Annotated in this window: 21 protein-coding genes; 10 read left to right on the top strand and 11 right to left on the bottom strand. The window is 54.1% G+C overall.

The annotated features are described in order from the left end of the window. Positions 1-362: 362 nt before the first annotated feature. On the bottom strand, positions 363-1,466 hold the full coding sequence (locus MMC1_RS15485; RefSeq protein ID WP_011714578.1) for a response regulator: 1,104 nt from the start codon (positions 1,464-1,466) through the stop codon (positions 363-365). A gap of 304 nt (positions 1,467-1,770) precedes the next feature. Here MMC1_RS15485 and MMC1_RS22415 point away from each other — a divergent pair, with 304 nt between their 5' ends. Then, positions 1,771-1,893, top strand: a complete 123-nt coding sequence (locus MMC1_RS22415; RefSeq protein WP_265101280.1) for a hypothetical protein — start codon at positions 1,771-1,773, stop codon at positions 1,891-1,893. Positions 1,894-1,947: 54 nt separating this feature from the next. On the opposite strand, the gene map is transcribed toward MMC1_RS22415, so the two are convergent. From map to MMC1_RS15470, 3 genes are all read right to left on the bottom strand, one after another. Beyond that, positions 1,948-2,715, bottom strand: coding sequence for a type I methionyl aminopeptidase (gene map, locus MMC1_RS15480; RefSeq protein ID WP_011714577.1), 768 nt, complete (start codon positions 2,713-2,715; stop codon positions 1,948-1,950). 174 nt (positions 2,716-2,889) lie between these two features. Beyond that, positions 2,890-3,588 carry a DNA/RNA nuclease SfsA gene (gene sfsA / locus MMC1_RS15475; protein WP_011714576.1) on the bottom strand — a complete coding sequence of 233 codons (699 nt, stop codon included), beginning with the start codon at positions 3,586-3,588 and terminating at the stop codon, positions 2,890-2,892. Between the two features lie 11 nt (positions 3,589-3,599). Continuing rightward, the gene (locus MMC1_RS15470) at positions 3,600-4,532 is read right to left on the bottom strand and encodes a PDZ domain-containing protein (protein ID WP_011714575.1); all 933 of its coding nucleotides are present in this window, start codon (positions 4,530-4,532) and stop codon (positions 3,600-3,602) included. 316 nt (positions 4,533-4,848) lie between these two features. On the opposite strand from MMC1_RS15470, the gene carA reads away from it, so the two are divergent. The 7 genes from carA to MMC1_RS15435 all read left to right on the top strand — a co-directional run bounded on the left by carA (position 4,849) and on the right by MMC1_RS15435 (position 14,850). After that, positions 4,849-5,982 carry a glutamine-hydrolyzing carbamoyl-phosphate synthase small subunit gene (carA, locus tag MMC1_RS15465; RefSeq protein ID WP_011714574.1) on the top strand — a complete coding sequence of 378 codons (1,134 nt, stop codon included), beginning with the start codon at positions 4,849-4,851 and terminating at the stop codon, positions 5,980-5,982. Positions 5,983-6,003: 21 nt separating this feature from the next. Beyond that, positions 6,004-9,228, top strand: coding sequence for a carbamoyl-phosphate synthase large subunit (carB, locus tag MMC1_RS15460; protein ID WP_011714573.1), 3,225 nt, complete (start codon positions 6,004-6,006; stop codon positions 9,226-9,228). A gap of 192 nt (positions 9,229-9,420) precedes the next feature. Beyond that, positions 9,421-9,894: a transcription elongation factor GreA gene (gene greA / locus MMC1_RS15455; protein WP_011714572.1), complete on the top strand. Its 474-nt coding sequence runs from the start codon at positions 9,421-9,423 to the stop codon at positions 9,892-9,894. A 254-nt stretch (positions 9,895-10,148) separates the two neighbouring features. Next, a complete protein-coding gene (locus MMC1_RS15450) occupies positions 10,149-10,793 on the top strand; it encodes an RlmE family RNA methyltransferase (RefSeq protein WP_011714571.1) in 645 nt (214 codons plus the stop codon). Positions 10,794-10,829: 36 nt separating this feature from the next. After that, entirely contained in the window at positions 10,830-12,293 is a 1,464-nt protein-coding gene (gene guaB / locus MMC1_RS15445; protein WP_041642925.1) for an IMP dehydrogenase, read from the top strand. A gap of 102 nt (positions 12,294-12,395) precedes the next feature. After that, entirely contained in the window at positions 12,396-13,964 is a 1,569-nt protein-coding gene (guaA, locus tag MMC1_RS15440; protein ID WP_041641288.1) for a glutamine-hydrolyzing GMP synthase, read from the top strand. Between the two features lie 559 nt (positions 13,965-14,523). Next, positions 14,524-14,850: a hypothetical protein gene (locus MMC1_RS15435; protein WP_011714568.1), complete on the top strand. Its 327-nt coding sequence runs from the start codon at positions 14,524-14,526 to the stop codon at positions 14,848-14,850. Positions 14,851-14,985: 135 nt separating this feature from the next. Here MMC1_RS15435 and MMC1_RS20495 read toward each other — a convergent pair whose 3' ends face one another. From MMC1_RS20495 to MMC1_RS15420, 3 genes are all read right to left on the bottom strand, one after another. Next, entirely contained in the window at positions 14,986-16,272 is a 1,287-nt protein-coding gene (locus tag MMC1_RS20495) for a GGDEF domain-containing protein (protein WP_011714567.1), read from the bottom strand. A 215-nt stretch (positions 16,273-16,487) separates the two neighbouring features. Continuing rightward, a complete protein-coding gene (locus MMC1_RS15425; protein ID WP_011714566.1) occupies positions 16,488-17,837 on the bottom strand; it encodes a sigma-54-dependent transcriptional regulator in 1,350 nt (449 codons plus the stop codon). A gap of 1 nt (position 17,838) precedes the next feature. Further along, the gene (locus MMC1_RS15420; RefSeq protein WP_041641286.1) at positions 17,839-19,641 is read right to left on the bottom strand and encodes a HAMP domain-containing histidine kinase; all 1,803 of its coding nucleotides are present in this window, start codon (positions 19,639-19,641) and stop codon (positions 17,839-17,841) included. Positions 19,642-19,948: 307 nt separating this feature from the next. On the opposite strand from MMC1_RS15420, the gene rdgB reads away from it, so the two are divergent. Together rdgB and MMC1_RS15410 are read left to right on the top strand one after the other, a co-directional pair. Beyond that, the gene (gene rdgB / locus MMC1_RS15415) at positions 19,949-20,557 is read left to right on the top strand and encodes an RdgB/HAM1 family non-canonical purine NTP pyrophosphatase (protein ID WP_011714564.1); all 609 of its coding nucleotides are present in this window, start codon (positions 19,949-19,951) and stop codon (positions 20,555-20,557) included. 2 nt (positions 20,558-20,559) lie between these two features. Continuing rightward, entirely contained in the window at positions 20,560-21,009 is a 450-nt protein-coding gene (locus MMC1_RS15410; protein WP_011714563.1) for an NUDIX domain-containing protein, read from the top strand. Between the two features lie 101 nt (positions 21,010-21,110). Here the strand turns inward: MMC1_RS15410 and MMC1_RS15405 are convergent, their stop codons facing one another. From MMC1_RS15405 to MMC1_RS15390, 4 genes are all read right to left on the bottom strand, one after another. Further along, positions 21,111-21,596 (bottom strand): hypothetical protein, encoded by a 486-nt coding sequence (locus tag MMC1_RS15405; RefSeq protein ID WP_011714562.1) that lies wholly within the window; start codon positions 21,594-21,596, stop codon positions 21,111-21,113. Then, positions 21,590-22,015, bottom strand: coding sequence for an NUDIX hydrolase (locus MMC1_RS15400; protein WP_011714561.1), 426 nt, complete (start codon positions 22,013-22,015; stop codon positions 21,590-21,592). Before MMC1_RS15400 ends, MMC1_RS15405 begins: the two co-directional genes overlap by 7 nt. A gap of 283 nt (positions 22,016-22,298) precedes the next feature. Continuing rightward, on the bottom strand, positions 22,299-23,546 hold the full coding sequence (locus MMC1_RS15395) for a L,D-transpeptidase family protein (RefSeq protein WP_011714560.1): 1,248 nt from the start codon (positions 23,544-23,546) through the stop codon (positions 22,299-22,301). Then, a complete protein-coding gene (locus tag MMC1_RS15390) occupies positions 23,539-25,416 on the bottom strand; it encodes a nuclear transport factor 2 family protein (protein WP_011714559.1) in 1,878 nt (625 codons plus the stop codon). The genes MMC1_RS15395 and MMC1_RS15390 overlap by 8 nt, the downstream gene beginning before the upstream one ends. Between the last annotated feature and the right edge of the window lie 268 nt (positions 25,417-25,684).

Below are 25,684 nucleotides of genomic sequence, written 5' to 3'. Positions count from 1 at the left end.
ATGGGTTGTCGATAAAACCACTGATAACCGAACAGCCTATCACAGTCGTGTGATGGCTTGGTGGCGCGTGGGTAATATTTTCGTTTATGGGCCAAGGGATCTCGGTAGAGAGCTGAGCGCACCGGTGATGATGAAACGCTCAGGGATGCGGTGCAACATTTTATTTTATGAAGATCAAAATATTTTTAGAAAGGGTCGGGGATTGAGTGCTGGAGTGCGTGGAACGTGTGGTATTGGGGCAATGGGTGGTGTGGCCGCAACGCGGGCCGGTTGTCTGCACAAGGGTAGGCAGGAGCAATCGGAATCGTTTGGGTGTGCGGCGTTTGTAAGCGGGATCTGCGCAAGCGTGTCGCTTAAAATCCTTACGCGGTTAAGGTGATCTCGGCAATGGTGATATCATCCTTGATGGGTGCCGTGCAGCCCGTAGATAAGGTGGGCTGGTCGGGCAGAGGAGGGGTCTGCCCTTCCTCAAAACAAGCCCTTAAAAAGCAATGAATATCCTCCATATATTGGCTTTCGGAGTCGTAGGCAACCAATGTGTTTACCCCATCGGAAAAAAGATAGAGTCGACTGCCCTTATTTATAGGTTGCACGGTGCAGACCATCGATTGAGGGGTCATTTCATGGATGCCCATCGGTAAAAGGTGTTTCCCATAGAGGAAGATTTGCGACCCGTCGATATGCACGCATGCAGGCATGCCAAAATTCCAGAGCCGCATCTGTCGCTGGTCGGGTGAAAGTTCTACAAAATGGGCAGCCATAAACATACCTTCAGGCAGTTTATGGCATAACAGTTCGTTGAGTATGAACAGCAACGCGGTGGTCTCAATATGGGCGAGAAAATGGGTGTAAAAGGCGTGACTAATGAGGGGACCACAGATCGCCGCACTTAAACCATGACCGGTAAAATCCACCACCGCGATCAATTGTGTGCCATCATGTCGTTTGGCCGAGAGGATAAGGTCGCCGCTCACCTGCGCCATCGGGCAGGTGATGGTGCGTAAATTTTCCCCATAATAGCGCGTATCGCGACGTAAGTTCTCTACCACGCGGGCAATATGTCGATGGTCGCGGGCCATCTCTTCGGACATGTGGCGTTTTTTTAGCCAAGCATTTAGGCGGGCTTTGAGGGTGGTTGTGCTAAAGGGTTTGCTGATAAAATCATCCCCCCCACACTCCAGGCACTCCGCCAGCACCTTTTCACTCTCGATAGCCGTTAGAAAAAGAATAGGAACCTGCACGGGATCGCCCAAGGTGAGTCGGCGTATTTCGCGCGTTGCCTGGTGACCATCCATGGCGGGCATGAGCACATCCATGAAGATAAGATCCGGTTGATGGATCTTAAACATCTCCACCGCCTGTTCTCCATTATTGGCAATGAGCACCTTATGGCCAAGGCTTAGTAAAAAATGCTCCAATATGAGCGCATAGGCGTGGTCATCCTCGGCGATTAACAGGGTGTACATGGCGGAAAAGCTCCGTATTCACACGGTGGAAAAAAGGGTGGCAATGGCCCCCCCTTTAACAAATGGATCTCTTAAACAGGGGGAGGGACCGCTTTAAGCCGTGTTGTGGTCCGCTTGGCTGCTGTAAAGGGGGTGGCGCGGCGTGCCATGAGCCCTTGGAAAAAAAAGTACGCCCAAGATCGTTTTAAGTATGCGAAAGACGGCATGCAAAGCAGGCTTCTTGGGTGTCGACCGTGGCGTTTTTTATATGCGCTAAAGGCCCTTTGCGGGGGGGCGCAAGCGATGGTCTCGGGCTGTTTCTTGCGTGGGTAAGGCGCCCCGTGCCGAGGCGCTGTTTGAGCAAGGAGATCACGCATGGGCAGCCTTACACCATAAAAATCTAAAGATTATTGAGATTTTGCAGGATTATCGTCGCTTTGTCCCTTAAAAAAACAAACGGGGCGCAGGCATGCATAAAGGGGGGCCGCGCGTAGGGGCATGCTTAGCAGGGCGGGTACTCCCCATTAATATCGGTGAGCACATCATGGCCACTTTCGGTGACCAGAACCGTGTGTTCATACTGGGCGGAAAGGCTGTGGTCCTTGGTAACGACCGTCCATTGGTCCGGCATCAGTTTAATGTAAGGTTTCCCCAAGTTGACCATGGGCTCAATCGTAAAGATCATGCCCGGTAATAATTTAACCCCTTCGCCATAGTTGCCAAAGTGCAGCACCGCTGGCTCTTCGTGAAATTTTTCACCAATGCCATGCCCACAATATTCCCGTACCACGGTGCAGCGATTTTGACGGGCATAATCTTCGATAATGGCACCAATATCCCCCAAATGTATGCCAGGGCGTACCGCAGCAATGCCAAGATCCAAACATTTTTTGGCAATTTCGGCGATTTTAAGCCCCTTTTTGGTGGGGGTGCCAACCTGGAAGGTGCGGCTGGTATCCCCATGCCAGCCATCCACGATGGTGGTAATATCCACATTGATAATATCCCCATCCCGTAATACGCGGTCACTGGGGATGCCGTGGCACACCTGATGGTTGACCGAAGTGCAGATGGATTTGGGAAACCCCCGATAGTTAAGGGGGGCCGGAATGGCATGGTTACGGACAATAAAGTCATGGCAGATGGTGTTTAGCGTTTCGGTGCTCACCCCAGGTTTAATGTGCGGTGCAATCATATCCAAAGTCTCTGCCGCCAGACGGCAGGTAACGCGCATTTTTTCAATCTGTTCCGGAGTTTTAATGATGATCATGACAACGCACTCCACACGTCCCAGCGATGAGACGTAGGTTAATATTTACACAATTTCAATAAGACCTCGCGCGGCACACAGCTCAGGCTAGGCTGTCGTGCATGAGGCTAAATCTGACCGGCCTGAAGTGCAGAATGACAAACCAAAGCAGGGTGGTGCAGCCATCCCGCCCACTCAACCGAGCGTATAGCTTAAAGGGCGTTCAACGTAGATGGATGCCGTGGTGAGCGCGCAGGCATAAACCAGTATTTCAACCCCCTCGGAGATCGCCCATTGTAGCGTCTGGGCATAGCCTGGATCAATCTCATGAGCAGGGCGAAAATGGTCGAGATCCGAACGCTGGACAATAAACAGGATCACCCCCCGATGTCCAGCTTTAACCGCATGGCGCAAAGCCGCCAGATGTTTTGCGCCGCGCTTGGTTACCGCGTCGGGAAAAGCGGCTTCGTCGGTCAAGCGCAGGGTAACGCTCTTCACCTCAACATAGGTTAACGCACCAGCGGGGGCGGTTAGGCAAAAATCCAGGCGAGAGTCCTGATAGGGGACCTCTCGCCTAAAGTGGGCAAACCCCTGTAAAGGGGGGATGCGGTCTTGCTGTAGCGCCTCGGCCACCAGTGCATTGGCCAAGCCCGTATTGACCCCAACCAGCGCGCCACCATCGCACACCAACTCCAGGGTCCAGGCCAGTTTGCGCTTGGGGTTGTCCGAGTGGGAGAGGTAGACAGGCTCACCCACATGCACCAACCCGCGCATGGAGCCGGAGTTGGCACAGTGGGCGGTTACTTGAGTGCCATCGGCCAGGGTGACATCGCTTAAAAAACGTTTATAGCGTTGCACCATGCGGGCGGGCGTTAGTGGCGTTGGATACTCCACACCGCCACCCTTTACGGATGGGCTGGGCGGCTAACCAGATCCACCACCACGGCGTTTGATTTGCCGTCACGAACATAGTGTATCGTCAGCTTTTGCCCGGGCTGTAAGGGGGCTAAGCTCTGCACCAGTTGTTGGTCCCCGGTGATGGGGGTGTCATTGATTTTTTCAATGCGATCCCCGGCCTGTAAGCCTGCCTTGGCGGCGGGGCTGGTGGGGGCTACCCCTTCCAGCACAACCCCAGCGGCGCTGTTCTGTACCGCGATACCTAACCACGCTTTGTTGGTATCCATGGGCATGCCACGCAGGTGAGGCGGTGGGCCGAACCCGCCCTGACGTTGATCGTTAGGGGGTGGCGGGGGAGGGGTGAAAGCAAGGTCGTTCGCCTCGCCAGCTTGGGCAAAACCGCCCTGACCAGGAGGGGGTGGCCGATTGCCAAAATCTTCGCCGCCAAAGCCGCCTTGGTTACGCCCGCCGGGAGGGGGCCCATACGCCCCGCCCGGAGCGCCATAAGCATCAGGATTGCCGCGCATGGGTGGAAAAGGCATGCTCCGCATCATTTGATTGGGGGTCTCTAACATGCTCCCCATAGGCCCCCCCATGTAGGAGGTTACGCTTGCATGGTCTTTGCTATCTTCCAGGGTGGTTTTTAGCTCGGTGAGCTTGCCTTTACGCATCACTTTTAGGGTGATGCGGGTACCCGGTTTGGTGGTGGCGATGCGGCGGGCAAATTGGCCGGGGCCGTGAATGGCCTGCCCATTCAATTCCAAAATAATATCCTCGGGCTCCAAACCAGCATGATCGGCCGGGCTGCCCTTAATAATCTCGCCTACTTGGACCCCGCGTGGCGTGTTGAGGCTGGCCCCTAGCCAGCCAGCGGCCAAAGCGGGGGTGCTGCTCAATAGGCCAGCAGCCAGCAACGTCAGATAACGCAGCGGTTTTTTCATGGTAGCCTTCTCCTTTAATCCAACCCTATGCCTGCTGCAAAGGATTGAATGGATGTGTGAATCGCTTGAATTTTTTGCGAACACCCGGTGAAAAAATCCCATTCACCGTAATGATGCCCCCTCTGTCGCGGAACAAGCTATTCATTTAAACCATTTTTTCGTATGCTCTACAAGCGGCGCTGTCTAAGTAACGCTTATTGACGAAAGTAACGAAAAAGAGTATAAGCGGCGGCACGCTTTTAAAAAAGTCCATCATGTCATCGTGAAGGGGCCGCAGTAACCACCCCGTCCCAACGCCGGAGCATACACTTTGAACATGCAGCAATCCAATCAAGGCCGCGCGGTTTTGGTTCTAGAAGACGGCACCCGTTTTGATGGGCGCTCCCTTGGTGCCCAAACTGAACAGGTAGGGGAGGTCTGTTTTAACACCTCCATGACCGGGTATCAGGAGATTATGAGCGATCCCTCCTATGCGGGACAGATCGTCACCATGACCTATACCCAAATTGGTAATGTGGGCATCAACCCAGAGGATATGGAGTCCCGACGCCCCTGGATTCGCGGCTTTATTGTCAAGGAATCCGCCCGCCGCTTCAGTAGCTGGCGGGCTCAGGAGAGTCTGTCGGTCTTTTTAACCCGCCATAATATTCCCGCGATTGAAGGCATTGATACCCGCGCCTTGGTTTCGCACCTGCGGGATAAAGGGGCCATGCGCGGGGTGCTCTCTACCCTGGATTTTAATACCGAAAACTTGATTGCCAAAGCCAAGAGCTTTCCCGGATTGGCGGGGATGGATCTTACCGGGGAGGTCAGTTGCCAAACACCCTACCCTTGGCAACAGGGGCTGTGGGACTTGGAACAGGGCTACCGGCAGATCGAAAGCGGGAGCAACCGCAAGCGGGTAACGGTGATGGACTTTGGGGTCAAGCACAACATCCTGCGCGGTTTGGTGCAGGCGGGTTGTGACCTTACCGTGGTGCCCACCGATACCCCAGCCGAAAAAATCCTGGCGGGCAACCCCGACGGTATTTTCCTCTCCAATGGCCCCGGCGACCCTGATGCTGTCAAACACGGCGTGCGTACCATCCGCGCCTTGTTAGAGACCAAAATCCCCATCTTTGGTATCTGTCTGGGCCACCAAATGCTCTGCTTGGCCCTGGGTGCGCAGACCTTAAAGATGAAATTTGGTCATCGTGGTGGTAACCATCCGGTGCAAAACCTCTCCACCGGTGTGGTGGAAGTCACCAGTCAGAACCATGGTTTTGTGGTTTCAGATAGCGCACTGCCCGACACGCTGGAGGTAACCCATCGCTCCCTGTTTGATGGCAGTGTGGAAGGGGTGCGCATGAAGGATAAGCCGGTCTTCTCGGTGCAGTATCACCCCGAGGCCAGCCCCGGCCCCCACGATGCCCACTACCTGTTCAAACAGTTCGCCGATCTGATGCGCTAATCGAAGGGTTTAGAGGACGCCATGCCCAAACGTACCGATCTAAAAAAAATCATGCTCATTGGCTCGGGACCCATCGTCATCGGGCAGGCTTGTGAGTTCGACTATTCAGGTGCACAAGCTTGTAAAGCTCTAAAAGAAGAGGGTTATGAAGTGGTGTTGGTGAACTCCAACCCCGCCACCATCATGACCGATCCCGAGCTGGCCGACCGTACCTATGTGGAGCCGATCACCTTGGCGTCGGTGACGCGCATTATCGCCAAAGAGCGCCCCGATGCGATTCTCCCCACCATGGGGGGGCAGACCGCCCTGAACATGGCCCTTAACTTGGCCGATGCGGGGGTGCTGGAGCAGTACAATGTGGAGCTCATTGGTGCCTCGCGGGATGCCATCAGCAAAGCGGAGGATCGCGAACGTTTCAAACAGGCCATGGATGATATTGGCCTAGAGATGCCCAAATCTGGCTTTGCCCACTCCATGGAAGAGGCGTGGGAGATCCAGACAGAGGTCGGTTACCCCACCATTATCCGCCCCAGCTTTACCCTGGGGGGGACCGGCGGCGGCATCGCTTATAACTCGGAAGAGTTCGAGGAGATTATCCGCCGTGGTTTGGCCGCCTCGCCCACCACAGAGGTGTTGGTGGAAGAGTCGGTGCTGGGCTGGAAAGAGTTTGAGATGGAGGTGGTGCGGGATCGTCTGGATAACGCCATCATCGTCTGTTCCATCGAAAACTTTGACCCCATGGGGGTGCATACCGGGGACTCCATTACCGTGGCTCCGGCCCAGACCTTGACCGATAAAGAGTATCAGATTCTGCGGGATGTCTCCATCGCGGTGCTGCGTGAGATCGGTGTGGATACCGGCGGTTCTAATGTGCAGTTTGCCATCCATCCAGAAAATGGGCGGCTGGTGGTCATTGAGATGAACCCACGGGTCTCCCGCTCGTCGGCATTGGCTTCTAAGGCAACCGGTTTTCCCATCGCCAAAGTAGCCGCCAAGCTGGCCATTGGTTATACCCTGCCGGAGATTATGAACGACATTACCGGCGTAACCCCGGCGTCGTTTGAGCCCACCATCGACTATGTGGTGACCAAGATCCCCCGCTTTACCTTTGAAAAATTCCCCCAAGCCAGCGCCCTGCTGACCACCCAAATGAAGTCGGTGGGCGAGGCGATGGCCATCGGGCGTACCTTTAAGGAGTCCTTGCAAAAGGCATTGCGCTCCATGGAGATCGGCCTGGATGGCTTTGGCGAAATTTTGGATGTGGCGGATGAGAGCTGGGAAGCGGTGCTGGAAGAGCGGCTACATAATCCTGGCCCAGATCGCATCCTTTATGTGGCCGAGGCGTTTCGCCAAGGTAAGGATCTGGAGTGGTTAAATCGCGTGACTGCCATTGACCCTTGGTTCCTGGATCAAATTCAGCAGATTGTGGAGGCGGAAGCCTCTATTCGTGGGGTGAGCTTTGAGAATATCTCCATCCCCCGCCTGCGTGAGCTTAAAGAGATGGGCTTCTCCGATGCCCGCTTGGCTCGCCTTACCCAAACCAGTGACACAGCGGTACGGACCAGCCGCTTGACCCATGGTGTGGTGCCGGTGTTTAAACGGGTGGATACCTGTGGGGCCGAGTTTGCCTCGCAGACCGCCTACCTCTACGCCACCTATGAGCAAGTATGTGAGGCTGCACCAAGTAGCCGTAAAAAAATCATGATCTTAGGCGGCGGCCCTAACCGCATTGGTCAGGGTATTGAGTTTGATTATTGCTGTGTGCATGCGGCCTTTGCCCTGCGGGATGTGGATTATGAGACCATTATGGTCAACTGTAATCCTGAGACCGTCTCCACCGATTATGACACCTCGGACCGTCTCTACTTTGAGCCGCTTACCTTTGAAGATGTGATGACCATTGTGGATATCGAGAAGCCCGACGGGGTGATCGTGCAATTTGGTGGTCAAACCCCCCTCAAGCTGGCGAAACGGTTGGAGGCTGCCGGGGTGCCCATTATCGGCACCACGCCCGAGGCCATTGATGTGGCCGAGGATCGGGAACGTTTTCAGGTCTTGCTGCAAAAGTTGGGCTTGCGTCAGCCCCCTAATGGTATTGCCCGCTCTGAGCAAGAGGCGATTCGCGAGGCGGAGGCCATTGGTTTCCCGGTGGTGGTACGGCCATCCTATGTGTTGGGTGGGCGAGCCATGGAAATTGTACACGATGTGAAGGATCTGGAGCGCTATATGCGCACGGCGGTGCAGGCTTCGCCGGACCACCCTGTGCTGATTGACCACTTTCTCAGGGATGCCATTGAGATTGATGTGGACTGTATTGCTGACGGCAAAACGGCGGTGGTGGCAGGCATTATGGAGCACATTGAGGAGGCTGGTGTGCATTCCGGCGACTCGGCGTGCTCGTTGCCGCCCTATTCGGTGGGGCTGGATCTGATCAATGAGATCGAGCGGCAAACCAAAATGTTGGCCGCCGCGCTGGAAGTCAAAGGGTTGATGAATATTCAGTTTGCGATCCAAAAGGGGGCGGTCTACATTCTGGAGGTCAACCCTCGTGCGTCCCGCACGGTGCCCTTTGTCTCCAAGGCGACAGGGGTGCCCTTTGCCAAGCTGGCCGCGCGGGTCATGGCGGGAGAAAGCTTGCAAGAGTTGGGGTTAACCCACTCACCCAAGCTGGGGCATGTGGCGGTTAAAGAGGCGGTCTTCCCTTTTGAGAAGTTTATGAATGTGGACCCCGTGTTGGGGCCGGAGATGAAATCCACCGGCGAGGTGATGGGGCTGGCGGATACCTTTGGGGCGGCTTTTGCCAAGGCCCAAGAGGGGGCTGGGGTCTATTTGCCCATGGCGGGCAAGTGTGCCAACCAGCGCATCTTTATCTCCGTTAAGGATGAGGACAAACACGCCATTGTGATGCCAGCCAAACGTCTGGTGGAGATGGGCTATAAACTAAGCGCCACCAGCGGCACCGCCCGCTTCCTGGAAGGGGAGGGGGTGCCTGTGGAGACCGTGAATAAGGTGACTGAAGGTCGCCCCCACATTGTGGATCAAATGAAGAGCAATGAGGTGGCGCTGGTCTTTAATACCACACAGGACAAACGGGCGTTGGAAGACTCCTTCCCCATTCGTCGTACGGCGCTGATGAGTAAAATCCCCTATTTTACGACGGTTGCGGGTATGCGGGCGGCGGTTTCGGCCATGGAAGCGATGCGGGCCGGGGACTTTAGTTGCAAGGCTTTGCAAGATTACTATTGACACGCCGCGGTCAATCCGACATAACTGATTCACTACGGCGACGCATCCCTAAGGATGCGTCGCCGTGTTTATTCATAAACCTAACGGTTGATCCAAGCCTGTCAAGCACTGCTTATGCAGGGTTTAGGTCGGCAGGGACCGGAGCCGTCATCCGTTGGCGACCGGTTGGAAAAGGCTTGCAAAGGTAGAATCATGAATCCAAAAGTACCCATGACTTTAGAAGGTGCCCAGCAACTCAAAGAGGAGCTCAAGCGCCGCAAAACCACCGACCGCAAACGTATTATCGCGGCCATTGAAGAGGCGCGAGCCCATGGCGATCTGTCAGAAAATGCAGAGTACCATGCCGCTAAGGAGCAGCAGAGCTTTAATGAGGGCCGTATCGCCAAGCTAGAAGGGATGTTAGCCAGTGCCGAGGTGATTGATACCAGTCGCCTTAACTCTAGCCGCATTGTGTTTGGGGCCAAAGTAACTGTGATTGATGAAGATACGGAAGAGGAGTCCACCTACCACATCGTGGGCGATGAAGAGGCGGATTTGGAGAAGGGTAAGATCTCCATCTCCAGCCCCATGGCACGGGGTATGATTGGTAAGGAGGCCGGCGACTCTATCGAGGTGCGCGCCCCCGGTGGTACCCGCCATTTTGAGGTGGTTGAGATCACCTTTTGAACGGTTAAAATGGGATCGTCAGGGTGGGGGAGAGATGTTTTGACGTCTCTCCCCCATCTGTTTTTTGTGGGGCCACCATCCTGGCTCAGGGGGGATGGGGAGAACAAGCGGCTGGGTGCCGTGGAACAAGGTCGATCGAGTCTCTAAAAATGGGCTGAATTTGTTTGTATTAAAGTGTATAATAACCGCCTTTTTCAGCGTTCCGTGGCATGGTGTCTTAGGGCGCGATGTAACTTTTATTGGACAATAAGCCTGTGGCTAAGCAGCGTCCCAGCAGCAAACGGTGGCTTAGAGAGCACCATAATGACCCCTACGTGCAGCAAGCGCGTCGTGAAGGCTATCGCTCCCGTGCGGCCTATAAGCTGATGGAGCTGCAAGAGGTGGTGAAAGAGGACGGTAAGAGCCTGTTGTTGATCCCTGTGGGGGCCAATGTGGTGGAGCTGGGTGCTGCCCCAGGGGGGTGGACCCAGGTTGCGGTTAAGTTGGCGGGGGTAGAGGGTTCGGTGGTGGGTATAGACCTGTTGGCGATGGACCCGGTACCGGGGGCGGAGATCCTGGTGGGGGATTTTTTGGACGACGCGATGCTGGCCCAGTTGCAAGGGCTGTTGCACGAAGGGCGGGTGGATGTGGTGTTGTCGGATATGGCCCCCAATATGTGCGGGGTTAAATCGGCGGACCAGTTGCGGGGCGAGGCGTTGGCCGAGGCGGCCTTTCAGTTTGTGGAAGAAAATCTAAAAACAGGCGGTAATTTCGCCGTGAAACTTTTTAATGGACCCGGTTTCCATGACATGGTTAAGCAGGCCCGCGCCATGTTCACGGTGGTGAAGGTGGTTAAGCCCGACTCCAGCCGTAGCCGCAGTCCAGAACACTACCTAGTGGGTATGGGCTTTAAAGGCTAACCTGCTCAGGCTCCCTAAAGAAGGAACAGGAACATGTTGCGCATAGCCAAAATGGCATTGACCTTTGATGATGTTCTCCTGGTACCCGACCACAGCAATGTGTTGCCCCATGAGGTGGATATCTCCACCCGTTTAACCCGCAATATCCGCTTGAATATGCCGCTGCTGTCCGCCGCGATGGATACCGTGACCGAGGCGGGTACCGCAATCGCCATGGCGCAAGAGGGTGGGATTGGTATTGTCCACAAAAACTTGAGCATCAAAGAGCAGGCCGATGCGGTGCGGCAGGTTAAGCGCCATATTAGCGGCACGGTGATCAATCCGTGGACCCTGGGGCCGGATGAGCCCCTCAAGGCGGCTCTGGAGCTGATGGCACGGCGTAAGGTCTCTGGCATTCCTATTGTGGAGGCCGATGGACGGGTCGCGGGTATTATCACCAACCGGGATGTGCGCTTTGCCACCGATGATAGTCTGCCTATTCGTGATTTGATGACCCAGGGGGAGAAGCTGGTCACGGTTCCCCAGGGGGTGGATATGGGCACGGTGAAACATCTGTTCCATCTGCATCGCATTGAAAAATTGTTGATGGTGGATGATCAGTACAAACTGACCGGTCTGATTACGGTTAAGGATATTGAACAGAACCATGCCCACCCGATGGCCTGTAAGGATGGTTCGGGTCGGTTGATTGCCGGTGCGGCGGTGGGGGTCGGTAAAGATAATAAAAAACGTCTGGCCGCGCTGGTGGAGGCGGGTGTGGATGTGGTGGTGGTGGATACCGCCCATGGTCACTCCCAAGGGGTGATCGAGATGGTGGCTTGGACCAAAGAGAAGTATCCTGAGCTGGATGTTATTGCGGGTAACGTGGCAACCCCCCAGGCGGTTAAGGCCTTAGTGGAGGCCGGGGCTGATGGGATTAAAGTGGGTATTGGCCCGGGTTCGATCTGCACCACGCGGGTGGTGGCGGGGGTGGGTGTGCCGCAGATTACCGCCATCTCCGACTGTGCGGAAGAGGCCGATAAAGCCAATGTGCCCATCATTGCCGATGGCGGGGTGAAATTTTCTGGCGAGGTGGCCAAGGCCATTGCGGCGGGGGCCTCTTGCGTGATGCTGGGTTCCATGTTTGCAGGCACCGATGAATCCCCTGGCGAGGTGTTTATCTACCAGGGGCGTAGCTATAAAACCTACCGGGGCATGGGCTCCATCGGTGCTATGGCCAAGGGTTCCAAGGACCGTTATTTCCAGGCGGATGTCTCCGATGCGGAGAAGCTGGTGCCTGAAGGGGTCGAGGGGCGGGTGCCCTACAAAGGGCCGCTCAAGCATATTATCTACCAAATGGTGGGTGGATTACGTGCGGCCATGGGTTATACCGGCTGTGAGGATATTGAGACCCTGCGGGCCAAGGCTCAATTTGTGCAGATCACCAGTGCGGGTCTGAAAGAGTCCCATGTACACGATGTAACCATCACCAAAGAGACCCCTAACTATCGTATGGAGTGATCGGGCTTAGAGGCCGTTCAGGTCAATTTTTGTGGGGGCGAAAGTGCCCCCCCCGGAGCTCCCGCCCGCTTGTCACCCTTAGCCTTCACTCTGGATATTGCTATGTCAGACGCGCTGCATTCGGAAAAGATCCTTATTCTGGATTACGGTTCTCAGTATACCCAGCTTATTGCGCGGCGGGTGCGGGAGACCCAGGTCTATTGTGAAATCCATGGTCATGAGATGGCAGCGGAGGCCGTTAGAGCCTTTAATCCGCAGGGGGTTATCCTCTCTGGTGGGCATCAATCGGTCTATGATGTTGGTGCCGCTGAGCTGAATGATGCGGTGATGGCTTTGGGTGTGCCGGTATTGGGCATTTGTTATGGCATGCAGTTGTTGGGGCGTCATTTTGGCGGCACTGTGGCCCCCAGCGATAAGCGCGAGTATGGTCGTGCGGAAATTCAGGCGTGTGCGGGGCAGGTTGGAGCATTGTTTGAGGGGTTTGTTGAAGCCGGCGCCAAAAGCACCGTGTGGATGAGCCACGGCGACCATGTTGAGATGCTGCCCAAGGGGTTTGTGACCACCGCATCGACCCTGAATGCCCCCCTTGCGGCCATGGCGAATGAGGCGACCCATATGTATGGGGTGCAGTTTCATCCCGAGGTCAACCATACCGATAATGGTGAGCGTTTGATCCATAATTTTGTGCGCACCATTTGTGGGTGTCACGGTTTGTGGACATCGGATGGGTTTATTGAGTATGAGGTGGAGCGGGTTCGGGCCTTGGTGGGGGATGACAAGGTTATTTTGGGTCTATCGGGTGGGGTAGATAGCTCGGTGGTGGCGGCGCTGCTGCACCGGGCCATTGGCGAGCAGCTGACCTGTGTGTTTGTGGATAATGGCCTGTTGCGCTTGAATGAGGGGGATCAGGTGATGGAGACCTTTGCCCAAAATATGGGGGTAAAGGTGATCCGTGTGGATGCTGAGGCGCGTTTTTTGGGCAAGTTGGCGGGGGTGTCTGATCCAGAGAAGAAGCGCAAGATCATTGGTCACACTTTTATTGAGATCTTTGATGAGGAGGCGGGCAAGATCGAGAATGCCAAATGGCTGGCGCAGGGCACGATCTATCCGGATGTGGTGGAGTCGGCGGGTACCAAAACCGGCAAGGCGACCAATATTAAGTCTCATCACAATGTAGGGGGCTTGCCGGAGGATATGCAGCTCAAGCTGTTGGAGCCGCTGCGGGAGCTGTTTAAGGATGAGGTGCGTAAGGTTGGCTTGGAGTTGGGTTTGCCGCATCGCATGGTGTTTCGTCATCCCTTTCCGGGTCCTGGTTTAGGGGTACGGATTTTGGGTGAGGTTAAAAAGGAGTATGCGGATCTGTTACGCCGGGCGGATGCCATTTATATGGATGAGCTCTATGCATCGGGCCACTATGAGCGTATTTCTCAGGCGTTTACAGTGTTTTTGCCGGTGAAGAGTGTTGGGGTGATGGGGGATGGTCGCACCTATGATTATGTGGTGGCTTTGCGTGCGGTGGAGACCAAGGATTTTATGACCGCCACTTGGTACCCTATGCCCCATGATCTGCTGAGCCACATTGCCAACCGCATCATCAACGAGATTGACGGCATTAACCGCGTCACCTACGACATTACCAGCAAGCCCCCCGGCACCATTGAGTGGGAGTAGTCTGCTATTCCTCCATATGAGGTTTCACCATAAAAAAAGTCCCGCCGGTTGGCGGGACTTTTTTTGTTTCCCCAAAGGGGCGGGCTTCATGGATAACGGACTAATAGGCCATACCCAGAAACCACAGCAACACTAAAAACGACCAAATTCCAACATCCACGATCAAGGGGGTCACGCCGTCCATGGGGTGTCTCCTTCAATTGAGGGGTTATTAACGGAGCGGCATCCTAAAAAAAATATACCTATTAGTCAAGGCTAATAGAGGTTTTTTTTTGAGCTTGCCCACCGTTGTCCAAAGTGTGCGGATAAAAACGCCAATCCCCCTCCCATAGATGGCTAAAAAATACCCATTCAGAGGGCGGTTGCCCAGCTTATAGACGGCCTTAGCCGGCAGGCTTGGACCGTGAAGCCATGGAGTGAAAATCGGCCCAATGTGAAATCTTGTCACATAAGTCAAAAATCGGTTTCATAAACTTCACAGTAAAGTTACAATAAAGGCGTTCTGAAAGGGTTCGCCTAAGCTTGGCTGCCGGGGAAAATTTTGGTTGGGAGAAAGAGTATGGAAGTGTGTGGCTATGAACGGGACGCCATGCTGGTGATTAAAGCCTCCATCGCCCAGTTGCTCAGTGAGCAAACAGGCGCACCGAGCGCACGAACCAGTCTGTGCCAGATCTTCGATACCTTACCCTCCCTGGCACAGATGCAGGTGCAACACGAAGCATGCCCCCAGTGCAGCGCTCAAGTGTGTCGCAATCGTGCCCATTTAGAGGGGCTGGTGGCACGGATGGAGGCGGTAAACGGCATGGAAGATGGGGCTATGCAGTTGCAACAGGCCAATCTGCACGCCCACCCATGGGGTGCAGCGGCAAGAAGTTTACACGCCTAGTCTGAAGTGAGACGGAGCCACCTTTACACCGTGGCAGCGCAGAGACGGGCGGCCTGAAGCCGCCCCGCTTTGCAGGATAGTTAGGCCGCTTGTTGGTTGAGAATGGGTCAATGAGGGAAGGGCAGCGGGGTGAGGTTACGCTAACCCTTTACGGCGGCGTTTATCGGCATACATGGCCTCGTCGGCAAAATCCAGTAGCTGCTTGGCCTCATCCCCATGATCGGGGTAGAGGGCAACCCCTATACTGGTGCCCACACTAAGCTGCTCCCCTTCATAAACAATGGTGGTTTGTTCAATTAAACTACGCAGTTTCTCTTCAAACTGGCTGGCTCCCTGACTGCCAATCTCAGGCGCTAACACCACAAACTCATCCCCCCCCACACGGGCAATAATATCGTTATCCCGCAACTTGTTCTGCATCTCCCGACCCAAGGCTTGTAAAATCGCATCCCCGGCACCATGGCCGTAGGTGTCATTAATGGGTTTAAAACCATTGAGATCCAGCATAAACAGCGCAACCGAGTGCTTGTAGCGTTTGGCGCGGCTCAACTCGGCGGCAAAGGTGCGGTTAAAAAATCGGCGGTTAAACAGCCCCGTGAGCTCATCCCGCTCCGATTGATCCCGTAACCGATTTTGTGCACTGTTTAAATTTTGCATCAGGTCACAAAAATTTTCCGTAAGGTGGTGCAACTCCCGAAACCACGTGGGCGAGTCGCGCAGTGTTTTTTGTGAGGGTAGCTCACGGGTTTCACGTATGGTTAAAATATGCTCGGTAAGGTTCATGATGGGTTGTACAAAAAAACGTCTGAACACAAAAAATTGGATGAGCAAAATCAGCAGAGTTATCACCCCAAAAATATGGATGATATTGGTCAGCGCAAAGGATAACGGTACTTTAAGCTCTTTAAGAGGAAAGGTAATGTGGATCACCCCGTTGACATAGCCTTCTTGCACATTGGTGTGGCACTTAATGCACCCTTCATCGGCCACCAAGGGGTAGATAAAATGCAACCGGTCAGCCTCGGCTCGCAATAACTCTTGCCCGCTCTCCATGACTTGGTTGACCTGGGCGGAGTGTTCCCGCTGCTCCAAAGAGTATTCACTCTCGCCAAACATCTCCGCGAGTTTCTTGTTGCGCACCAAATGTATGTCAATCTCAGGCAAGGTATAGTGAATGCGTGTCACGACATCCTGAATATCATGTTTAATCCACCCTTTTTGCATCACCCCGTAGAGGCTTTGAAAAATCAATTGAGAGGTCTTGCGCGCCTGCTTGGCCGCTAATTCATCAATAGATCTCTGCGTAAGAATGTCAGAAGCCAAATAGATGGCCATAGCAGCACAAGTGAGCAGCACCATGAGCGCGGCTAATAAGAGTTGGGCAATGGAAAAACGACGAAAGGTTAATGCCAACGGATTCATGCTTATCTTGCCTGTGCCAAATTTGAATGAAAACGAGCGGATGCAGTGTGGAATTATAACCCGTTTTGTAGGGCTTCGTCTGCAAGAATATCCAAAAGTATTAGGCGGTCAGGGATAATCAATTTAGGGTACTAGGTTTAGTTGGGTGGGGTAGGCAGCAAGCTCGCTTGTTTGCGACGCCTGCAACATGAGCGGGTGGCGCCTTTTTTTTTGTATTAACGGACCTCTTGTAGACCATATTTGCGAATCAACCGGTAGAGGTTACGCTCGCTAATGCCCAAGGTGTTTGCCACCGAGGCACGATGCCCCTGATAGCGCTGCAACAGGGATTCGAGATAGTGTTTTTCCATCTCTTCCAAGGTGGGCTCAAAGGGGAAGGCTAGGGTAATGCTGCTCTGTTTCGGGGCTGCGGAGCCCGGTTCGCGGAAGGGCAAATGCTCAACCTGGATCACCTCTTCGCGGGCCGACAGCAGCACCGCCCGTTCCATCGCATTTTGTAGCTCTAGGATATTGCCCGGCCAGTGATGGGCAAGGCAGCGTTTCATGGCGCTAGGGGAGAGCCGTTTGGGTACGGTAAGAGCAAACGGGTGGTTGTCTAAAAAATGATGGATTAATGCGGGTATATCCTCAGCATGTTCCCGTAAGGGCGGTAGGTGGATGGCGTGAACATTCAGGTGCTCAAGCAATTCAGGCAGCAGCCGTTGCTCAGCGAGCAGCTGTTGGGGGGATCGGTCGGTAGAAATCACAAGGCGCGCTGTGGTGGTGAGCTGACGGGTACCCCCTAACCGACAAAAACGCCCCTCTTCAAGCAGGGTCAGAAGTTTTTTCTGAAAGCTTAGCGGCAGTGACGCCAACTGATCCAGCAGCAGGGAGCCTTGGCGCGCCCCCTCTAAAAGACCCAATTTGCGACCAACATGGCCGGGGAAAACCCCCTTTTCATGGCCGAATAATTCGGCTTCCAACAGGCTTTCGGGCAGGCTGTCGCAGTGTAATATGCCAAAGTGACCGCCACGGCGTAGGCTTTTTTCGTGGATGGTGCGCGCTACCAATGATTTACCTGTGCCGGGTTCGCCAAAGACCCAAACCGGCTGTTCATGCTCCAGCATCTGTTGAATCTGCTGTTGAAGATGCAACATGGCGACACTCGTGCCGATCATGCGCTGCTGTTGGGGCTGCTGTTGGCTAAAAAATTGGCGGTCATGCAGCATGTTGGCATGCTCTAAACCCCGCGACACAACCAACTCCAGCTCCTCCACATTAACCGGCTTCACCAGATACTCAAAGGCACCGGCTTTCATGGCCTTAACCGCGCTGGTTACCGAGCTATAGGCGGTGAGCATAATGACCGGCGCGGGCACTGGTATTTGGGGCAAATAGTCAATGCCGTTTACGTCTGGTAGCCGGAGATCCATGATAATCAAGAGCGGTTCATGTTGATTAAAATAGTGTTCAGCTTCGGCCCGGCTATGGGTGCCAGTGACATGGTGGCCTAACCGACTAAGATGGTTGACCATAAGCCGGTTTAAGGTAGGATCATCCTCAATAATCAGGATCTTGGCGCCCATACTAAACCTCCTCCCCGAGAGGAAGCGGTGTGTCTGCATCGGTTAAGGTGATGGTAAAACGGCTGCCTTTGCCGGGAGTGCTATCCAGCATAATCTGGCCATTATAGCGGCTAACCAGCGAGTGAACTAAGGTTAAGCCCAAACCCGCACCGCGACTGCCATCGGCACGGCGACTGAAAAAGGGGTCGAACATGTGGCTCTGTATAAGGGGGTCCATGCCGACACCGCTATCCTCGACCACAAAGGCCACACGCCCATTGCCACGGCTGGTACCAACGCGCAAAGAGCCGCCATGGGGCATGGCGTGCAAGGCATTTTGCATGAGATTGAGCAAGATAATGCGTAGGTCACTATCCGCCGCTAGAGTGCGAGGTTGTTGGTTAGAAAGCTCAATCTGCATGTTAACCGAGTGTTCCCGTGCGTTCCAGGCCATGAGCGCGACGCACTCTTGGCTCAGGCTGTTAAGCTCTAATAGGGATAACTCGCCAGGGGCTTCGCTCAGCTTTAAAATGCGTTCGGTGATCTCAATACAGTGATCGACCGCTTGTTCGGTAAGGGCCACCGTCTCTTCTAACTGTTCGGTGGTAATGCTGGCCCCACGCAGGTTAGACTGTATGGCAAAGCGTATATTGGCTAAGGGATTACGTACTTCATGGGCGATGCCCGAAGCCAATTGGCCCAACACCGCCAGCTTTTGCCCGTGGGCAAAGGCCATGGCCTCTTTAATATCCCGCACCGATTCGACAATAACCTTGACGGGTTTACCCTCCTTTAGAATCTCGACCGCTGAGGCAACCACCTCAACTTGTAGCTCCTGCTGCCCATCGGTATGCAGGTGGGTCTGTAGAGATTTTAAACGTTGCCCCGGTTTGTCCAAAATTTCATATACCGGACAGGTAACAAGGGTAGGCGGGCAGGGGGTGGTGCGGGCATGGCTAACGGCAAAACAGGGGGCCATCTCTGCGGCATCCTCTTCCAACCCTAAGCGTTCGCGGAAAATACGGTTGGTTAATAGGGTGCGCATCTGTCCATCAATCACCCGCACCCCATCGGGGAGCTGATCTAAAATGGAGTGGGTATAGGCTTCCTGCTCCGCCAGACGGCGCAGGGTTATTTGTAGATTGTCCGCCATTTGGTTAAGGGTGCGGCCCAGTTGGTGGAGCTCATCTTGGCCCGCTAGGGTGCTGCGTGCTTGCAGATCCCCCATGGCAAAGGTTTGCGCCAGTTGGCTAAGCGCGGCTAAGGGTTGCAAAATAACACGCCGTGCCGCTAGCCATGCAAACAGCATGCTTAACAGTAAAATAAGCAGTGCCACATAGAATAACAGCATGGTCTTATGCCGTGCCTCGTGTTCAACGGCTTGCGCCGCGAAATCAACCGCCACGATCCCATTGATTGGGGAATGCTCTAGGCTGCCATGACAGACCTGGCAAGGGGCTTGGTTGGGCACCGGGAAGTAGCTACGCAGGACCGCTTGTTGTTGCCGGTCTTGCATAAAACGGTTGCTAGGCTGCTTAACTTGGTCGGGCATGGCCTCGGGGTCAAGTATTTGATAAAGGTCGCTGCTGTTCGAACTAAAACGCACTTCACCAACCGGGTTAAGAATCATAACATTTTGAATGCCCGGTTGCTGGGCGAGCTTTTGCACAATATCATCTAAGCCCTCTAAGTCGCGTTTGAGCATGGCATTTTCTAAGGAGGCTTTAAACAGTAACTGCACCTGGGCCGCCATGCTATGGGCACCTTGGGTCAACTGTTGTTGATAGAGATACTGGAATAAAAAAAGCAGACTTGCCAGCGCCATGGCGGCACCAAGTGCGGTAGCTAGGATCAATTTCCCCTGAACCGATGTGGCCAGATGATGTTGTCGCGCAGCAAGGGATAAGCGCATGGAGGGCCTTGAGTTAACGAAGTAGGCATGATTATTAAACCGCGTGTGATTATGCCATGCTCTTGAAGAATTCCCAACTCTTTCATGACTGCTGCGCTTATTATCCTGTTAGACAAGGGAAGTAGGCAAGGCAAGTCGCCAGGGTCAGCTTGGGCTTGAACCGTGGCTTGATACCTTTTAGAGTGGGCGACGTATAGTGACCATGAATAGGGGTAGGTAAATGGTACGTTTGGTGTTGGCGACGGGAAATCGTAAAAAATTGATCGAGTTAAAACGGGCTTTAGCAGGGCAGCCTGTCGAACTGTTGGGGTTGGATGCCTTTCCCCAGGCACCAGAGGTGGTAGAAGATGGCGAGAGCTTTGCTGAAAATGCCTTTAAAAAAGCGGAGGCGTTGATGCAGCACACCGGTTTGGCGGCCTTGGCCGATGATTCGGGCTTGGTGGTGGATGCCCTACATGGCGCGCCAGGGGTGCGCTCGGCGCGTTATGCGGGTGAGCAAGCCAGTGATGCGGAGAATGTGGATAAACTGCTGCACGCCATGGCGGGTCACAGCAACCGCGCTGCGCATTTTCACTGTACCTTAGCCTTGGTGACACCAGAAGGCGGACGTGCGTGCTTTGAGGGGCGGGTGGATGGTTGGATTGTACAGGCTGCGGTGGGTGAGGGGGGCTTTGGTTACGATCCGCTCTTTCAGCCGGAGGGCGAGGCGCGTACCTTTGCCCAAATGGCCCCCCATGAAAAGGATGCCATGAGCCATCGTGGTCGTGCGGTAAATGCTTTTGTGGCCGCGCTGGCCGCGCGTCAAGGCCAATGGCCCGGAGAGGCGTAACAATGAATGGAAATGCTTGGATCATTCGCCCTTGTGGGCTGTTGCAGCGGGATGGCGCAATGTTGTGGATGCGTTATCACTACAATGGGCAGGAGCGCTACAACCTGCCAGGGGGGAACCTAGAGGCGGGTGAAGAGATGGGCCGTGGACTGGCACGAGAGTTTGATGAGGAGATGGGGCTTAAAGTAACGGTCGGTGCCCTGTTGGGCTCTATACAGACCCAAGCTGCGGGGCGGGATGTGCTGCACCTGCTCTTTGCGGTTACGGCCAATGGGGAACCCCGGCTTAATCCTGCCGAAACCAAAGCGCTTGAACTGGTTTGGTTAAATCTTGAGGAAGCCACTGCATATCCTCTTTACCCCATTATTCCAGCTGCAACGTTAGCCCGGCTGTTTCAGGGGCAGGGGATCGAGGGTGGGCATCTGGGCCTGTTGCAGCAACCCTGGTTTTAGGCGTTGAGTCTGCTGCCGTGGTGCTGCGCGTGGGGTCTTGAGTCTGGCGGTATGATCGGTTAACCGCTCTGGCCTATCCTGAGCATGGTGGCGGATAGTGCCTAGATTAATTGTCCCTCTTCTACCGCATCATGCTCTGGCGTCGTTGGGGGATGGGGCGGCATAAGCGGTTGCAAGTGCTCTTGCAGCAGCTCTTTAAAACGGGGAAGGTTTTTTTGCCATGCACTCTGTCCCTGACGCAGTAAAAGCTCCAACTGCGCCCCACCTTCATGCAATAAAGCCTGCCACTGGGGCTGGTGGTGGTCGATCAACGCCTGTAACCGTTGCTGGGCCTGTTGGACCTTTTTTTGTAAGGCTTTTAGGTGTTCAGCACTGACATCCTTGCTGGCCTCTTGCAGATTTATTAATGCCCGTTGCAGATCATACAAAGCTTGTTTCAGCGCTTGGCTGGGGGAGGCTTGATCCGGTTGTTGGGCCAGCTCTGGCGTGTTGACCGACCCAGCCGAGGGCTGCATGGCCAGAGCTGGGCTGGCAAAGAGGGTGAGCAGTAAACAGGCTGCACAGAGTATGGAACATGGCTTTACCACGTGAGTAAATCCCCTTGAATACGCATCTCGGTATAAGCCAGCTCGCCGGCGTCGGCCATGGCATTAAAGGTTTCACGATCGACCCAACGTAGATCGCAGAGTTCACGACTGGTTAGCCGTGGTGTGCCCTGCCAGCCATCGCAGCGAAATAAAAACCCCACATGGGGAAGCTCGCAAAGCAGCAAGGGGACCACCGAAAATTGCTGCCATTGGTTCAACGTAAGGGCGACCTCTTCGGCGACCTCCCGCTGTAATGCCTTTTCAATGGTCTCACCTTGATCCACAAAGCCACCGGGCAAAGCCCATTTATGGCGCCGTTGGTCCGAATAGTTAAGTTGGACCAACAGCAGTCGGGTTGCTTGCCCAGGCTGGACATCCATCACAAAGGCGTGGGCCGAGAGGGTGGCACGTACCAGCATAGGTGGCTCCCATGACATTGGCAAAATTAGGTAAGGTTTTGGGTCATTATGCCCCATTCTAGGCGTAAAGGGGAACCGCTTTAACCCGCTAAATCGGGAAATTGAACACACTGGGGTAACGCCATCGCTGTCACGACCCGGCGCGGGCCGTGTCGATTGGGGAAGCGACACGCTCAAGTTGGGATGATCGTTGGGAATTAAGGCCGCCTAATGCCGAGCAAGGCTCTCCCTAAGGGGCAAAAAGGGACAATAAAGTTAAGTGCGTTAGGCAAGGTTAGACGGCTTACCCGACATCTTCATACACAATATGCCAAACCCCGTCCGCAGGTTGCATCTTCCAATATTGACGGCGCAGACGCCAAGAGCCAGGGGGGCCATCGGGATCTTGTTGAGTAAAGGTAACCACCACCATAGCCTGCTCACCGGGATACTGCATGATGCTTGGGTCAGTGAGAATAAAGGCGCTGTTTTTCCAATTAAGCACCACATTGCGGATATATTTGCTCCAGCTTTCATAATCCTGCCGCTGGTTATTAAAATCCGGTGCGTAGTGGCGCAAAGCCCGGCTAGGATCACCGCTTTGCAAATCCTGGTACCATTGGTGCAGCCGTTGTAAAAATAGTTGCTGCTGCTTTTTCCACGCTTCTGGTTTAATCCACAACAGACGTTTGCTTAATAAAACCGGCGTACCAATACTGGTTTTCTCCTCCAACTCTTCAAAATCGAGGTTGGTGAGTGCCACACAGCCATCACTGGCACGGGGTGGCCGACTGTAGGTGCCCGAAACCGTGCCATGCAGCCAAATACCATACCCGGTGCGCTTGTGCAGCCGGTCCCATTCATTGGGATAGTTGATGGGCATCGCACCGGCCCCGTAGAGATCGGGTAGTTTTTCCCCAGGGATATATTCGGTCACGTAATAGAGCCCCGCAGGGGTGCGCTTATCCCCCTGTTTAATCTTTTCCGCACCCTTTTTGCCGCTGGAGATATAGTAATCGGCAATCAGCTTAGGCATGCCCTCACGGTTATCAAATAAAAAAAGCCGGGAGCGGGTCAGATCGACAGCAATAACATGACTATGACGCTTGGAAAGACGCAATAAAGGGGCCGGTAATTTATCCAGGGCTATAGGCTTGAGTTGATGCATCAAACGGGCTTTCGCCTCGTTCATCAGCCGTTGGAACTCCTCATCGTCATGGTTGACTTTTGCCCCAAATTGAGAGATGGGCGAAGCCTGTGCCAGCAGTAGGTCAGCATAGATTAACTGTGCCAACTTAAAATCCGGTTTGGTTTCAGTCAATGTGCGAAAGTGCATTAATGCCAAAGCCATGTCATTGTTGGCAATGGCATCCATCCCTTTCAGGAAAAGACGCTCATAGCTCGACATTTGAATGCGGTCGTCGGGCAATAAGATACCCTTAAACAATTTCTGCTTATCTTCTGCGGCGTTGGCCATGGTGGCGTGCCATACCACAACGCTTGTTAACAGAATCAACAGCAGCAGGCGGCTTGCTGTGAAGGTGTTAGCCATCGGATAACTCACGGACAATCTTCCACTGACCGTTTTGACGCTCCATCAACAGTATCTTACTCACCTTGTCCTGATAGCTGTCAGCACGATAGTTCTGCACAAAGCTAACCTTAGCCCGTCCCCCATGTACCGACACCACCCGCACGTCATCCAAGGTTACTTGAATAAAACGGGGCTGGGTTAACCGCTGAACCCGCTGCTTCTGCCAGTTACGTAAAGAGAGACCCTTGGGGGGGCGAAAGCCATCACCATAAGCAGCCAGATAGGTGCTGATATCCTTGTTGCTCCAAGCGGCGGTCCAGCGCGTCACGGCGCTGCGCACACTGTCCCGCCAATCTTCCACAACGGTGACCTCAGCCTCGTCGGGCAAAATGTATGAGGTGACAGGCGTGGTTTTTAGGCTGACCATGAGCTCAGGGCGTTGTACGGCTTTGGGGGTCGGTTCCGCCACGATCGCTTTTGGGGGGGAATCCTGCGGGGCCGCAACCGCAGGCTCAGGGGCGTTGGCCGGTTCCGTTTGTGCTGGCGTAGGGGCGGGCACGGTTGTGGCGGTCTCGCTTTGGGATGAGGCGAGCGGAGACTGCTCTAACTGCCGAATTTGCGTGTTTAGTTTGGCAAAACGTGCATTAAGTTGCTCTTGGGCGAGCATGGCTTGCTGCTGGCGAGCCTTGGCATTTTCTATGGCGCTCTGTGCTTTAGCATAGCGTTGTTGTTCCGTTTCAAGATCTTGTTTTAAACGCGCCATGGATTGGGTGCTGGTGTTCTGCTGGTTTTGTAGTTGGCTAACCAGCTGCTGTGAAGCCAATAAATCCGATTTGAGCTTAGCGATGACAGCCTGTTGGTCGTTTTCCTGGTTATTCAACTGGGAAAGACGCTGCTCCAGATTGTGTTTTTCCTGAGCGAGAGCCTCTTGACTTTTTTTGCTGTTAGCGCGTTCCCGGGCCAGCGCCTGTTCACTGGTTAAACGAGCCTGTTCCAAGGTGCGCAACTGAGCAGCCAGCTGTTCCTGTAGCTGGCTACTCTGCTGCTGCTGTTTCGCCAGATCAGCCAATGCCGTGGCCGAACTGGATTGCTCTTTTTCTAAGCGGCTGTTGTATTGCGCGGTCAGGCGTTCAATCTCTTGAGACTTTAATGCCAGCTCGTTTTCTGCGGCGGTGGCACGTTTGAGCGCTTCACTTTGGGCTTCCTCAGACTGCTTGCGCTGCTTAGATTCGAGCTTTAAGCGGTTTTCAGCCTCTTGTTGGCGCACTAAGGTTTGTTGAGCTTGATCGCGTATTTTACGCAAAACCTCTAACTCACCTTGTAGGGAGGCCAGCTTTTTCAGAGTCTCCTGGTCCTGCTCCACCAATACCTGCACCTTCGAACCTGTTTTTTTTAAAATAGCGAGGTCCGGTTGTTCGTCAAACACCTCTTCCATCTCCAGTGCTTGACCATAGGCGCGGGCTGCCATATTTGCGTAGATTGCCTGGAGGTTGCGATGGGCTGTCGCGTAGCTTGGATGGCTCATGACCGCATTTAAAAAGGCTGCACGGGATTGATCCATCATGCCCTGGCGGGCATACAGCACGCCTAGGTTGTTGTAGGGTTCAGGTTGGCGGGGGAACTCCTTGCTCAGCTGCTCAAACAATTCGAGCGCCTTGGGGTGTTGATTGCTCTCAGCAAAAGTGACAGCCAGTAAAAAACGTACATCCAAATTTTTGGGATGTTTTTTGACAAGGGCCTCCAATTTAGGCTGCGCCTCGGCATAGGCCTGGCGATCCACCAAACGGTGGATGGCATCCAATTGAGCCTCAAGATCCTCAGCTAAACACAAAGAGGGTATCAATAGGGCTAAAATGACCACGATTAATCGTTTGCTTAGAGATCTCATAAGTTACGTGCACAATACAGACTGGGCTTGATTGCCCACTATGAGAAAAGCAAATTTGCCTCTCCACAGCCACCCCGCATACCGTTCGTATGCCCACCTGCGTTACCTTGAAAGGCGCGAAACCTGACCGGCAACTTACCTATAATAGCCGCAATGGTTGCACCCGCAAGGCATCGCATGGAAAATAGCTAAAAAGGATGAAAAAAAGGAGAAAAAAAAAGTCCCCACCCCCATATGTGAAGCAAGAGCTGGTAAGGGGTTAGAGCGC

This window comes from Magnetococcus marinus MC-1, assembly GCF_000014865.1.
GTDB classification, from domain to species: domain Bacteria; phylum Pseudomonadota; class Magnetococcia; order Magnetococcales; family Magnetococcaceae; genus Magnetococcus; species Magnetococcus marinus.
Note: the sequence above shows the minus strand (reverse complement) of the source record. Positions and strands in the feature narration are given on the sequence as shown.

Coding starts and splice junctions, on each gene's coding strand:
- MMC1_RS15485 (WP_011714578.1), bottom strand. CDS start 1,466: ATGTACACCCTGTTAATCGCCGAGGATGACCACGCCTATGCGCTCATA.
- map (WP_011714577.1), bottom strand. CDS start 2,715: ATGATCATCATTAAAACTCCGGAACAGATTGAAAAAATGCGCGTTACC.
- MMC1_RS15470 (WP_011714575.1), bottom strand. CDS start 4,532: ATGAAAAAACCGCTGCGTTATCTGACGTTGCTGGCTGCTGGCCTATTG.
- carA (WP_011714574.1), top strand. CDS start 4,849: ATGCAGCAATCCAATCAAGGCCGCGCGGTTTTGGTTCTAGAAGACGGC.
- carB (WP_011714573.1), top strand. CDS start 6,004: ATGCCCAAACGTACCGATCTAAAAAAAATCATGCTCATTGGCTCGGGA.
- greA (WP_011714572.1), top strand. CDS start 9,421: ATGAATCCAAAAGTACCCATGACTTTAGAAGGTGCCCAGCAACTCAAA.
- guaA (WP_041641288.1), top strand. CDS start 12,396: ATGTCAGACGCGCTGCATTCGGAAAAGATCCTTATTCTGGATTACGGT.
- MMC1_RS15435 (WP_011714568.1), top strand. CDS start 14,524: ATGGAAGTGTGTGGCTATGAACGGGACGCCATGCTGGTGATTAAAGCC.
- MMC1_RS20495 (WP_011714567.1), bottom strand. CDS start 16,272: ATGAATCCGTTGGCATTAACCTTTCGTCGTTTTTCCATTGCCCAACTC.
- MMC1_RS15425 (WP_011714566.1), bottom strand. CDS start 17,837: ATGGGCGCCAAGATCCTGATTATTGAGGATGATCCTACCTTAAACCGG.
- MMC1_RS15420 (WP_041641286.1), bottom strand. CDS start 19,641: ATGGCGCTGGCAAGTCTGCTTTTTTTATTCCAGTATCTCTATCAACAA.
- rdgB (WP_011714564.1), top strand. CDS start 19,949: ATGGTACGTTTGGTGTTGGCGACGGGAAATCGTAAAAAATTGATCGAG.
- MMC1_RS15410 (WP_011714563.1), top strand. CDS start 20,560: ATGAATGGAAATGCTTGGATCATTCGCCCTTGTGGGCTGTTGCAGCGG.
- MMC1_RS15400 (WP_011714561.1), bottom strand. CDS start 22,015: ATGCTGGTACGTGCCACCCTCTCGGCCCACGCCTTTGTGATGGATGTC.
- MMC1_RS15395 (WP_011714560.1), bottom strand. CDS start 23,546: ATGGCTAACACCTTCACAGCAAGCCGCCTGCTGCTGTTGATTCTGTTA.
- MMC1_RS15390 (WP_011714559.1), bottom strand. CDS start 25,416: ATGAGATCTCTAAGCAAACGATTAATCGTGGTCATTTTAGCCCTATTG.